General features: G+C 60.9%; 11 protein-coding genes and 1 pseudogene. 6 read left to right on the forward strand and 6 right to left on the reverse strand.

The window, feature by feature from the left end:
- On the reverse strand, window positions 1-618 hold a 618-nt coding region (locus tag ABX749_RS07560), incomplete at its 3' end, for an RNA polymerase sigma factor (RefSeq protein ID WP_372895437.1).
- A 246-nt stretch (window positions 619-864) separates the two neighbouring features.
- Here ABX749_RS07560 and ABX749_RS07565 point away from each other — a divergent pair.
- Window positions 865-3,150, forward strand: coding sequence for a serine/threonine-protein kinase (locus ABX749_RS07565; RefSeq protein ID WP_372895438.1), 2,286 nt, complete (start codon window positions 865-867; stop codon window positions 3,148-3,150).
- Window positions 3,151-3,212: 62 nt separating this feature from the next.
- Here the strand turns inward: ABX749_RS07565 and ABX749_RS07570 are convergent, their stop codons facing one another.
- From ABX749_RS07570 to ABX749_RS07580, 3 genes are all read right to left on the reverse strand, one after another.
- Window positions 3,213-4,019 (reverse strand): hypothetical protein, encoded by an 807-nt coding sequence (locus tag ABX749_RS07570; RefSeq protein ID WP_372895439.1) that lies wholly within the window; start codon window positions 4,017-4,019, stop codon window positions 3,213-3,215.
- Between the two features lie 124 nt (window positions 4,020-4,143).
- Window positions 4,144-4,566 carry a hypothetical protein gene (locus tag ABX749_RS07575; RefSeq protein WP_372895440.1) on the reverse strand — a complete coding sequence of 141 codons (423 nt, stop codon included), beginning with the start codon at window positions 4,564-4,566 and terminating at the stop codon, window positions 4,144-4,146.
- A 365-nt stretch (window positions 4,567-4,931) separates the two neighbouring features.
- Window positions 4,932-5,846 (reverse strand): histone deacetylase, encoded by a 915-nt coding sequence (locus ABX749_RS07580; RefSeq protein ID WP_372895441.1) that lies wholly within the window; start codon window positions 5,844-5,846, stop codon window positions 4,932-4,934.
- Between the two features lie 44 nt (window positions 5,847-5,890).
- On the opposite strand from ABX749_RS07580, the gene ABX749_RS07585 reads away from it, so the two are divergent.
- Together ABX749_RS07585 and ABX749_RS07590 are read left to right on the forward strand one after the other, a co-directional pair.
- Entirely contained in the window at window positions 5,891-6,481 is a 591-nt protein-coding gene (locus tag ABX749_RS07585; RefSeq protein WP_145219459.1) for a hypothetical protein, read from the forward strand.
- A gap of 51 nt (window positions 6,482-6,532) precedes the next feature.
- A complete protein-coding gene (locus tag ABX749_RS07590) occupies window positions 6,533-7,606 on the forward strand; it encodes an ATP-grasp fold amidoligase family protein (RefSeq protein ID WP_372895442.1) in 1,074 nt (357 codons plus the stop codon).
- A gap of 39 nt (window positions 7,607-7,645) precedes the next feature.
- On the opposite strand, the gene ABX749_RS07595 is transcribed toward ABX749_RS07590, so the two are convergent.
- Both ABX749_RS07595 and ABX749_RS07600 read right to left on the reverse strand, forming a co-directional pair.
- On the reverse strand, window positions 7,646-8,971 hold the full coding sequence (locus ABX749_RS07595; protein WP_372895443.1) for a hypothetical protein: 1,326 nt from the start codon (window positions 8,969-8,971) through the stop codon (window positions 7,646-7,648).
- Between the two features lie 216 nt (window positions 8,972-9,187).
- A complete protein-coding gene (locus tag ABX749_RS07600; RefSeq protein WP_095739390.1) occupies window positions 9,188-9,415 on the reverse strand; it encodes a CPXCG motif-containing cysteine-rich protein in 228 nt (75 codons plus the stop codon).
- A gap of 298 nt (window positions 9,416-9,713) precedes the next feature.
- Between ABX749_RS07600 and ABX749_RS07605 the strand changes: the two genes are divergently transcribed.
- The 3 genes and pseudogenes from ABX749_RS07605 to ABX749_RS07615 form a co-directional block, all read left to right on the forward strand.
- Window positions 9,714-10,595 (forward strand): hypothetical protein, encoded by an 882-nt coding sequence (locus ABX749_RS07605; protein WP_372895444.1) that lies wholly within the window; start codon window positions 9,714-9,716, stop codon window positions 10,593-10,595.
- Window positions 10,596-10,784: 189 nt separating this feature from the next.
- Window positions 10,785-11,378 carry a peroxiredoxin gene (locus tag ABX749_RS07610; RefSeq protein ID WP_145219450.1) on the forward strand — a complete coding sequence of 198 codons (594 nt, stop codon included), beginning with the start codon at window positions 10,785-10,787 and terminating at the stop codon, window positions 11,376-11,378.
- An 11-nt stretch (window positions 11,379-11,389) separates the two neighbouring features.
- A pseudogene (locus ABX749_RS07615) lies at window positions 11,390-11,811 on the forward strand (hypothetical protein); the annotation flags it as partial.

The following is an 11,811-nucleotide window of genomic DNA, read 5'->3' on the forward strand; positions in this document are numbered from 1 at the left end:
GTCGTCGAGGATTTTTTCCAGCTGTCGCATGCTGCGCGAGAGCAGGACACGAACCGACACGTCGCTTTTGCCGAGTTTTTCGGCGATCTTCTTGGTCGGCAATCCTTCGGCGTAGCGCATCCGAATCGCTTGTCGTTGTTCTTCACCGAGTGACTCGACGGCCGCTTGCATTCGCATCATCCGCACGTCGCGACTGAACGCCGCGCTGGGGCTGGTCATGCTGGCGGCCAGCAGTTGTTCCAGCCCGGGGGCGGAATCGCCGGACGAACTGCCGCTGCCGGCGGCGTTGAGGGATTGTTGCCGATTCACATCGCGTCGCTTGGCATCAAAATGAAAGCGATGGGCATCGACGACGCGTCGACGGGCGAGTTGTTGCAGCCAGTCCATCGGCGAATACTCGTCCAGCGGAGCGGTTTCCAGCCCGGCAAGGGCAGCCGCAGAGACCTCCTGGACCAAATCATCGACTTCGACGACGGCCAGCAGGTGTTCGCCGGTGATCGATCGCACGAAACCGGAGAGCTGAGCGTGGTGCTGCCGGATGTATTCCGCCAACGCCGTCGCATCTTTTTGTTTGATCCGCTCGATCAGCTCCAATTCAGCAGGGGATTCATCGGACATTTCAAATCGGCTTGATGGAAAGGGTTGGCAAGGCTCAGTGTTGATCCGCACAGATTGGCTTGATCCGCGACGGTTGGGCTGATCCGCAACGGGTGCGTGAATCGTCACCAACGAGTATAACGGAGATCAACCGACCGGCGGTTTGCACGCGGCAAACGCTCTCCTGCTCGTCTATCCCGTTCCATGACCGACAGGACACCCATTACTGACGACACATCCGGGCCGGCCGCCGGTTCGGACCGGTCGGTGGATCCCAACGCGACCACCGACGTCCCGAGCCAGGAATCCGACGGTCCGTCGCCGATCGATCTGGACCAGATGGATGAGTTGTTGGAGCAGGCGCTGGAGCAATACCTGCAAGCCGCCCCGTTGAGTTCGCCGCAAGAGTTGATGCGGTTTCTTCCCGATGTCGATCTGACCACCCGGCGATTCCTGTTGGTCGAATTGATCAAATTGGACATGGCCAGTGTCTCCGAAGCCACGGTCACGGGATCGCAGATGGGCGTGACGCCGCGTGTCGAAGATTACTTGACGCATTTTTCCGACGTGATGACCGCGGCGGATGTGCCGCTGGATTTGTTGATGGAGGAAATCCAGTTGCGCAAGGAGGCCGGCGAAGTGCTCGATCCGGCCGACTATGCCAAGCGGTTTCCCCAGCACGACTCGATGATCGCCGAACTGCTGGGCGGGCAGTTGAGCGCAAAACCCGAAGCGACCGCCGCGGTCGCCCATCGCAAACGCCCGCCCGAGTTTCAAATCGGGCAACAAGTCGATGACTTTGTGATCATCCAGACGCTCGGCAGCGGTGCGTTCGCCAACGTGTACCTGGCCCGCCAGTTGTCGATGAGTCGATTGGTGGCGTTGAAGGTTTCCAAGGGCACCGGTGACGAACCCCAGGCGTTGGCCCAGTTTGATCATCTGAACATCGTGCGCGTCTATGATCAACGCATGCTCGACGACCCGCCGTCGCACCTGTTGTACATGCAGTTTCATCCCGGCGGAACGTTGGCCGACGTGGTCGAACGGGTGCGTCACACGCGGCCTTGGGATCGATCCGGCGAGATGATCTTGCACGCCGTCGACCGATCGTTGTTGAAGACGGCTCAGGCGGTTCCGGAACGCTCGGCGTTGCGGGAAGCATTGCGGACGATGTCTTGGCCGATGGCCGTTGCCTGGGTCGGAATCCAATTGTCTCGCGCGCTCGAAAGCGCCCATCGACGTGGCGTGATGCACCGCGACGTCAAACCGGCCAACGTGTTGTTGTCGGCCGAGGGCGTTCCCAAACTGGCCGATTTTAACGTCAGTTTTTCCGGCAGTGCCGGACGCGCCGGAGCGGCCAGCAGTTTCGGCGGTTCGATCGGCTACATGGCACCCGAGCACCTCCGCGCGATCTCCGCAACGACGTTCTCGGCGGTCGAGGAGGTGGGACCGAAAGCAGACTTGTATTCGTTGGCGATCTTGTTGTGGGAACTGTGGCAAGGCAGACGCCCGTTCGAATCCGAAGGGCGTCCGAAATCGTGGACCGATGCGGTCGAGCAACAGCTGACCGCCCGCTCGTCGCTGAGCGCCCCGTCGTCGCAAAGCGAAGACGCCTTGGCGAGGTTGTTGGAAAAAATTCTGCGTCAAACACTGGCCTTCGATCCCAACGATCGGATCGGATCGGGCGCGGAACTGGAAGCCCGATTGATCTTGGCACTGCACCCCGACGCGGCGCAGTTGTTTGATCCAGAACCCGAGAGCTGGCAGGGTTGGCTCAGTCGTCAATCGCCGTGGTGGGTCGCCGCGACTCTGATTCTGGTGCCCAACGCGATCGCCGGCGTGTACGGGTTTTTCTACAACAATATGGACACGTTGGAAGCGTTGTTCGAGGAAGTGGAGGGGTTGCAGACGACGTTCATCACGCTGGTGCTGTGTATCAACTCGGTCGCGTATCCCTTGGCGGTTTTGCTGGCGATTTATTACACCAGTCGCGTGGTCAAAGGGCTCGAATCGACCTCCGCCGGGAACGAAGCGACCGATGAAGACCTTTCGTCGGCGCTGGAGCTTGCTCATCGTGCCGCCGTCATCGGTGGTCTGCTGTGGTGTCTGGCGGCGGTGCTGTATCCGAGCATCTTGTCGTACATGCACCCCGAGTTTTCGCGTCGCGAAGTCGGGCACTTCTTTTTGTCCCATGTCATCTGCGGCGGCGTCGCGGCGATCTACCCGTTTTTCGGGTTGAGCATCTATGCCATCTCCGTGCTGTATCCTCGGATGGTGCGTTCGAAATTGAAAGATCCAAACTTTGACCAACACGTCGCCACGTTAGTTCGTCGCTGTGAGCGTTACTTGTTGTTGGCCTGTATGGTGCCGTTGCTCGGCGCGACGCTATTGTTGGTCAGCAACGAGGCTGCCAAACACGTGATGTTGATCGCGATTGCGGCGACGGGGTTGGGCTTGTTCGCCGCGTTCTCCGCCTATCGATACATCCTGCGTCAATGCTCCGTGCTGGCACCGGTGCTGTCGAGTAAGCAGGATACGATTTTGTCGTTGTGAAAAAACCTCTCGTCGCATTGCGATCCTTCGCGCGACGAGAGGCGACCCTGTTTCGTGGATTGCTACGAGGCGTCTTGCCCGGTGGCGGTTCCATCGGTGAACTGATCGATCGCTGAACGCAGATCGGGCGAGGAAAGTCCCACGCCTGAATCACTCGGCGAAGCGGGTTCGGTGACCGGTTGCGAGACATTGGTCACTTGATCCGGTGTCGCCGTTTCCGTCGTGGCGGTTGGTTCAATGACCGCGGTCGCCGCCACCGGGATCGATGCGGCATCGTACAACCGCAAGTTATTCGCTTCGTTGGATTCCATGAATTGATCAAAGCTGTCGAGGACGACCAAGACTTGGTTCATGGCGATCGCTTGCCCGTTCAGATTGCCCATCGCGAGCGACTGGATCGGTAACGTCGCGGTGACTTGAATCGCTTGCCCGGCTGGTATCGAATCAAGTTTGGTCGTCACGTTGGGGCTGGTCGGACGGATGCGTCCGAGCAGTCCGACCAGCGTGACGTGCGCACCGCAGACATCACGTGTGCTGCAGTTCTTGATGACCAGGTCGAACGATGGGCCACATCCGGCCGCCGTGTCGGCATGACGCGTGATCGAAATCAATTCCAGATCGCCCAGTTCGGCCGCTGGGATCGCAATCGGACCGTAGGGATGAAACGTGTTCATCGCTGCGGCCGGACTGGAGTCGTTGTTGACACCGTATCGAAGCAACATCGGGATCACGTGGTCGCAACGATCGGGGCCGTGCAGCAATCGTCGCAATGCGGCTTCGTCGGCGTGTGCGACGGCCAGGGAATTGCCGATCAGGGCGCCCGCGATCACCGCGAACATCCACCGGCAAAGGAGAGAAAGACGTTTCATGAAATTTGTCTCGTGAGAGTTTTGGGTGCTGTCAAAAAAACAGGCCCGGTGAGTGATTCAGTGCACTCGCCGGGCCTGTGGATAACAATGCATGCCGACACCGTTGTTCGGGGACGCTGCTGTCTTAGTAGCAAGCCCAGTAGCTGGTGTAGACCGGGACGTGGTAGGTCACGGGGTGGTAGTACGTGTACGAGACCGGACGGTAGCAGTGGTAGTTGTAGGTCGGACGGTAGTAGCTGTAGCCGCGGTTGTAACCGTAGCTGTATCCGTAGCTGCGATAGCTGGACGAATAACCGTAGCCGTATCCGACGCGTCGGAAGCAGGCTGCAATGGTGTCTTCGTCTTTGTCGTCATCGCCCAGCAAGGCGTCGACGTCGGCTTGCCCGAAGTTGTCTTGATCATCCGCGACGTTGTCGGCCGATGCCTCCGCCGCAGCGATCAGATTCGTGTCCAGGGCGGCGAGTGATTGCAGCAAGTCGTCATCGGCACTGACCGAGCCAAAAATCATCACCAACGGAGCGACAGCGAACAGGATTCGTTTCAACATGGTTCTAGACCTTCACGCGATTCGACAGAGATTTTGAATTTAGAAGGCGGCAGTCCGTCGAGTCACTCGCCGCATTCGTTGTCCTTGACTGAAGTACCAAGCGGACGGGTCGGGCGGGTGTTTCAAAGAATTTTGGTGAAGGTGTTGGGCGATGCCGCTAACACCTCGTCAAACGCAGGGAATAAATGCTTTGCTTCGACACCCTCCGGGGTCGCGGTGGGCGGGGCGCCGGAGTTCCGGAGGTGTCGCTGCGCTCACCTCCGGCTAATGGCTTTGACCCCGTTCGGGGTCACGCCACCGCAGGCGTGAGCGGAATGGCGCGAGCCTACGGGCCCAAGCCAAAGAATATGACGCTTCACTTAGCACTATCGGTCTGCCGCCAGGCCGCTGGCGATTTGCAGGGTTGCGGCGTGGATGGCGACGATCTCATCGATGTCCGAGGCGTAACCGCCGCTCATCGCGATCGCGACGGGGATCGTGCGGTCGATGCACCACTGCAAGACGGTGCGGTCGCGTTCGGCGAGTCCGGATTTCGACAGGCACATTCGGCCCAGACGGTCACCGACGTAGGGGTCCGCTCCGGCCAGGTAGATCGCCAAATCGAATTCGCCGTCGGCCCGCCAACGGTCGAGGGTGCCGAGGGCCTGCGAGAGTTTTTCCAGGTACAAGTCGTCGTCGGTGCCGTCGTCCAACGGAACATCCAGATCGCTGGGGACCTTGCGGAGCGGAAAATTTTTCGCCCCGTGCATCGACATCGTGATCGCCGAGGCGTCAGCGGCGAGGATCGATGCGGTGCCGTTGCCCTGGTGAACGTCCAAGTCGATCACGCAGGCACGCTTGATCAGCGATTCTGATTGCAATGTTCGTATCGCGACCGCCGCGTCGTTAAACACGCAGTACCCTTCACCGGCGTCGGCAAATGCATGATGCGTGCCGCCGGCCAGGTTGGCGGCAATGCCGTCGGTCAAGGCGCTGCGGGAGGCCGCGATGGTCGCACCGGTGCTGCGCCGTGACCGCTGGACCATTTTGGGCGACCAGGGGAATCCGATCCGCCGAATTTCCGGAGTCGACAGGCTGCCGTCTACCACCCGAGCGATGTAGTCCGCGTCGTGACAGAGACGCAGTTGATCATCCGTGGCCGCCGGTGGCACCAGCAACACGTCGTTGCGATGGGCATCGCTGGTCGCCACGTGACGTCGCAGACGACGGTACTTGTCCATCGGAAACCGGTGCGTCGGCGGCAACGGCAATTCGAAATGATCGGTATAGTACAGACGCACAGGCGATCCGTCAGAAAACAAAAAACAGGGCGAACGAACACGACATGAATGACCCAGCACAGAATCCTTACGTGGCAAGTTCGACAACACCAGGGGGATTGTTTCCCCAGGGACGATCGGCAGGGACGATCAACGCGGCGGCGCGAATCGGTACGGTGATTTCCTTGGCGCTGATCAGCGGTGTGGTGATGATCACGGTGATTCTGGCTTATCTGGTGTTCTCGAATCCTCCCGAAGATCAGCAACTGCTGCGATTTGACGGGGACGCGATGCTGTTTCTGATCATCGGTTATGGCATCTTCATCGGCGCCGCGGGGGCCGCGATCGTGCTGCGCGGAATCATGAAGAACCAAGCGGCGGCGCAGCTCAAGGCGTCTGCGGAGGAGTTGCCGCGACCGCTGGAAGGCGATTCACCGCTGCCACCATCGGGCCAGGCTTTTCTCGGCACCGTCGCAACGTACACGCTGATCGGTCAGGCGTTGGTGGAGGGCCCGGCGATCATCAACGCCATCTTCATGTTCATCGACAACAACTTGGCGCACCTGATCCCGATCGTGTTGGCGGTGATCGGGATCGCGATGCAAATCCCGACGCCCGGCAGAATCAAGACGTCGCTGGAAGATGCGAAACGGTGACCGATGCTCGCCAGTGAAGTGACCGGATCGGTCCAAGAGGTTGATCGACCTGTGAAGGAAACCAACGATGGTTCAGCTTGCCGCCACTCTGCTCCGGCGTCGGCCGCCGGAGCGGGCTCTCATGTAAGCCGAACGAAGACAACCGTCAGCGTAGAAGCTCTGTCCAATCATCCATGCGAACCGCTCAAACGCCGGCGGCGGGGCCTGCGAAGTTCCGTCACGGCATTCATTCGCCGTTGGCGGGAATACGATCTACACAAGCTGTCGGTAGGCATCGGCCGCGTCCTGCTGTGGCCGTTCCCCGACAGCGTCTACCTGCGTCTGGGCTATCGCGTCTTCTTCGGCACCTGGCCCGATTATCGGCACCCCCGCAGCTTCAACGAGCACATCCACGAATACATGCTGCGCTGTCGGGATCCGATGCTGAGCATTCCCGCCGACAAGATTGAGTCGCGCCATTATATTGCCGAACGCGTCGGTGCTGATGTGCTGGTGCCGCTGTTGGGCGTGTGGGACCGTCCCGAAGACGTGCCGCTGTCGACCCTGCCGCGCCCGTTGGTGCTCAAGCCCACCGCTGCCAGTGGCCTGGTGCTGATCGTACGGGCTGAGGACGAGCTTAACGAGGACGAGGTGCGGGACCAAATGCGTCGTTGGCTGAGACGCTGCTACAGCCAAGTCAATCGGGAATGGTGCTATCGTGGTGTGCCACGTCGGTTGATGGCAGAGACGATGTTGAGCGACGACTGCGGCGGGCTGCCGCCCGACCACAAGGCCTATGTCATCGGCGGCAAGGTGCGTTTCCTGCAGGTGGACCGCGGCCGCTTCGATCAGCACACTCGCAACGTGTACGACCCACAATGGAACCCGCTGCCGGCGCGTTGGACGCTGCAGAACCACGAGCCTGATCTGTGTCCGGCGTGCTTGCCACGCATGATCGAGTTGGCCGAGATCCTGGCCGAGCCGTTCGAGTTCCTACGTGTCGACTTCTACGTGATCGGCCAGCAGCTGTACATCGGCGAGCTGACGAACTATCCGGGCGCCGGATTCGAACGCTTCATCCCCAGTGATTACGCTTGGGAGATCGGCAAATTCTGGACGGGGCGGCCACGGAGTGAAGATCGCTAATTCGCACGCTGTCGGTCGATGCAATCAACGCGTTATCGGTTAGTGACCTTCGTTGGGGACGGCTGCCGTCTCGGATGTTTCACTGGAACCCAATGCGTCGGCCAGGGTGGCGTCTTCGCCGGCGGGCAGCCAGCGAAAGTCGATCACCAGGTTCTCGCCGTCGATCGCGGTCAGCACGGCGGGGTTTTGTTTGATCAGTTGTTCCGCCCAGCGTTCGGGCGAAAGCGACTGGTGGCGGAGGTTGAGTTGACGTGAGGGAAATTCCCAGCGGGCGCCCGCGACAAGCCGGGCCGATCGATCGGTGATCTGACAACTGGTGATCGATTCTTCGGCCGTCAGCCGGGTCGCCATCCGTTCGGCGCGACTGCGCAAGTTGTCTTCGCCGGTCTCGATCAGGACCGACAACGGGCTGGGATCGGGAGCGGTCATGGCGGCGACCGTCATCGCAACGATTCCCGCGGACGCGGCGTGCGTGTTCCAACGACTGTCCTGTTGGATGGATTCGATCAATGTTTTTTTTCCCGCCAGGATGCCCGCCGTCGTGCCTCCGGTCAGCGGGCCGCCGGGCAGCACGACCAGATCGATTCCGGACCGCAGCAGCGATTCGGCGCTGGGGATCGATTCATGGCCTTGGTGAATCGTGGCGACGGGAAGGACGGCGATGCTGATCACATCGCGGCCATTCAATGGAATCGCCGTGACGGGGTGAATGCCATCGTCGGCCAGGATCACGCAGGCGTGGTCGATGCCGTCAAAGTCACTCGGTTCCAACGTTTGGACTCCGCCACATTCGGTCAGCGTCAGGCCGGGGAACGCATCGGGCAGCGGTGTGCCGGAGGGCAATCGGATTGCTTGGCTGCGGTGCATGACCAGTTTTCGCTCTTTCGCCAACACGCTCAGCGACGCGACCGCCGCATCGAGGCTGGTGGCCACGGCGACGGCGTGTCCGTCGACATCGAGCAAACGCGTCAGCGACCGGTCCAGTTGTTGTTTCAGGTCGTTGTCGACGCAGTCTCCGCGGAGGACATCGCAACCGAGTTGTAAGACATGATCCGAAACCGAAATCCCCGAGCCCCGGCGGGTAAGTAACACCCCGCTGGCATTGAGGCAGCGAACCGCCAGATCGGTCTGACGCTCGGTCCAGCGGAGCACCGATTCGCGGCCCTGGTCGATCGCGCCGCGCGCGGTCTCGCTGGCGGTTTTGACGAGCGCGTCGAGGCCGCGCGAGGCATTTTCGGGAAGGTCACGAAGCAGTTCGGCGGCCTGTGCCTTGACTCGCACGATCGTTTCGGTGTCACTCGCTTTACGGGCCACGTCGGCAACGCCGTTACGGATTGCTTCGATGGCCCAGGGTGGAAGTCGCATGGAGGGTGTTCTCGCGGGGCGCAGTGCAAACGGCAATACCGCTAGGCTAAGCGTCGGTTCTGTGGGTTAGGGCCCGTAGGCTCGCGCCAAACGGCTGATCCTCGTATGAGATCAGCCGGTTCGCGCCAGCGTCCGGGCGTCCTCATTGATGTTAACTTAACGGTCTTGGGGCAAAGGGTGCAGGGCAAACAGAAATGGGAAAAGGACAGACGCCGTTCAGAAGCGGTCTTGTTCGGATTCCGCCCAAACGCGTGCTTCGGAGCCGTCCCAATCGACATGAATCACGCTCGGGTTGCAGCAAACCGGGCAATCTTCCACGAAGGTTTGGGAGTGGCCGGCGGCCGGGTCCAAAGGGATCACGATTTCTTCGCCGCAACTGTCACAAATATAGCTGCCATCATTGTCGAACAATTCTGGCGGCGGATCATGGTCTGGTTCACTCATCGAATTCGCCCGGAAGTGTTGAGTGGTTCGGCGAAGGAAATCGGCAGGCCCAGCGTTCGGCAGGCCCAGCGTTCGGCCACCGACACTGCTAAATTGGGCTGGTGCTGCGAAACCATAGCGATCGCACAGCGTTCAATCACGGGGCCGACACCTTTGTCGGCCTTCGCAATCTCGATTCTACCGCCATCGTCGTCACTTTGATGGACGTGTTGGTCAAGTATCTTCGAGTCTTGCGAAACAGCGGCAATCGAGGTTGTTGGCCGCTAGACGTTTGCTCATCACGCCGGGATACCATCCAATGAAGATTCGAACCAAGACCGCCCTGCGGTTGACCCTTTGCGGTGTCGCAGGGCTCGCCGTCGCGATTTCCGCTTCCCATTCCATGGCACAGGAGTCCGAGGAGGGCCGGCGACGCGGTCGTCCCGAGGCCCGCGAGGGAGACGGGGGTGGCGAACGTGGGGGCCCGCGCGGCCGCCGCGGCGAACAGGGAGAACGGGGAGAGCGGGGAGACCAGGCAGGCCCCCGCGGCGGATTCGGCGGCCCCGGAGGACCGGGCGGCCCGGGACCGGAGATGCTGCTGCGGCTGCCGGTGATCGCTGCGCTGGACGCTGACAAAGACGGCGTGATTTCGAAGGAAGAAATCGCCAACGCCAGTGCAGCGCTCAAAACACTGGACAAAAACAAAGACGGCAAAATTGATTTGGCTGAAATGGTTCCGTCACGCGGCGGTCCCGGTGGACGTGGATTTGGCGACCGCGGACCCGGCGGACCGGGAGGTCCCGGCGGGCGCGGACCCCGCGACGGTGAGGCCGGACGAGGGCCCGGACCGGGAGATGCCGCAGAAGGGCGTGGTCCGGGAGACCGTGGTCCAGGAGGACGTGGTCCGGGCGGATTTGGCGATCCCAAAGCCATGTTGGATCGATTGATGACCCAGGACAAGGACGGCGACGGTCTGCTGGCTGCCGACGAATTGCCCGAACGGATGGCCCAGATGCTGGACCGTGCCGACACCAACGAAGACGGCAAATTGTCGCGTGAAGAGATCGAAAAGGCGATGCAAGCGCGGATGGCCAACATGCGTCGTGGCGGCGGTGGTCGGCCCGGCGGAGATCGACCCGGTGCGGACCGCGGCGGGGACACGCCCGGTGGGGAACGACCGCGTCGACCGCCGACGGAGTGATCAGGGCGAAGCGATTCGGGACCGACGGATCAGGGCGGGTGTTTTTTCTGTGCCCGCTTGTCCGAAACTTGCACCTGCTGGATAGTGTGGGGAAGCGGCGGAGCGGTCACGTTCCGCCCGGCTATGGCGACTCATCTGCAGTCGCCGTTCACCTCGAACTTTCCTCGACTGCGAGTTTTGACCGGTCCTATGAGCGTATTGGTTACCCAACAGGCCCCTGACTTCAAAGCACAAGCCGTTCTGCCCGACGGCCAGTTCAAAGAAATCTCCTTGAGCGATTACAAGGGCAAGTACGTCCTGCTGTTCTTCTGGCCGCTGGATTTCACCTTCGTGTGCCCGACCGAGATCATCGCGTTTTCCGATCGTGCCTCGGATTTCGCCGAGTTGGGCGTGCAAATCCTGGGTGTCTCGGTGGACAGCCACTTCAGCCACTTGGCGTGGACCAACACGCCGCGAAACGCCGGCGGGATCGGCAAAACCGAATACCCCTTGGTTTCGGATTTGAGCAAGCAGATTTCACGTGACTACGACGTCTTGCTCGACGGCGGCGTAGCCTTGCGTGGTCTGTTCCTGATCGACAAAGAAGGCGTGGTGCGGCACCAAGTGGTCAATGACTTGCCGCTGGGGCGAAGCGTCGATGAAGCCCTGCGAATGGTCAAGGCACTGCAGTACTTTGAAGAAAACGGCGAAGTGTGCCCGGCCAACTGGCAGGAAGGTGCTCGCACGATCAAGCCGAACGTCGACGACAGCAAAGAATTCTTCGGCGCCGAATACGCGAGCTGAATGGAATGTGGTTGACGGCCCCAAATCGAATCGGCATCGCGGCTTGGCAGATCGAAGATTCGGTTTGGCGAATCGAAGCCCGTGGAGGTCGCGACGGCGTCGCACTCCACGTCGGGGACCAGTCCATCCAGTTGGTCGCCCCGGGTGATCAAACGTTGCCGCGTTTGGATGAACAATTCGTCCGCGGCGACGAGCTGCACCTGTCTTTTCCCCAATCCGACGACCGTCAGTTCGGGTTTCGATTGGTCGTCCGGCCGGTTCAATGGAACGGGTTCGCCGCCGACCCGACCCACGCCTGCTTTGAGTTACTGGTTTCGATTCAGACGACGCTGTTGGATTCCCACCCCACGCTCGATCTGGTCTTGCCCGCCAGCGAGGGGGCCCGCAGCGAGCGCGTGGCTGGATCGCAATGCCGTGTCCATCACGCCAACAC

Source organism: Stieleria sp., from assembly GCF_041595215.1.
GTDB classification, from domain to species: Bacteria; Planctomycetota; Planctomycetia; order Pirellulales; family Pirellulaceae; genus Stieleria; species Stieleria magnilauensis.

Coding starts and splice junctions, on each gene's coding strand:
- ABX749_RS07570 (WP_372895439.1), bottom strand. CDS start 4,019: ATGAAACGTCTTTCTCTCCTTTGCCGGTGGATGTTCGCGGTGATCGCG.
- ABX749_RS07575 (WP_372895440.1), bottom strand. CDS start 4,566: ATGTTGAAACGAATCCTGTTCGCTGTCGCTCCGTTGGTGATGATTTTT.
- ABX749_RS07585 (WP_145219459.1), top strand. CDS start 5,891: ATGAATGACCCAGCACAGAATCCTTACGTGGCAAGTTCGACAACACCA.
- ABX749_RS07595 (WP_372895443.1), bottom strand. CDS start 8,971: ATGCGACTTCCACCCTGGGCCATCGAAGCAATCCGTAACGGCGTTGCC.
- ABX749_RS07600 (WP_095739390.1), bottom strand. CDS start 9,415: ATGAGTGAACCAGACCATGATCCGCCGCCAGAATTGTTCGACAATGAT.
- ABX749_RS07605 (WP_372895444.1), top strand. CDS start 9,714: ATGAAGATTCGAACCAAGACCGCCCTGCGGTTGACCCTTTGCGGTGTC.
- ABX749_RS07610 (WP_145219450.1), top strand. CDS start 10,785: ATGAGCGTATTGGTTACCCAACAGGCCCCTGACTTCAAAGCACAAGCC.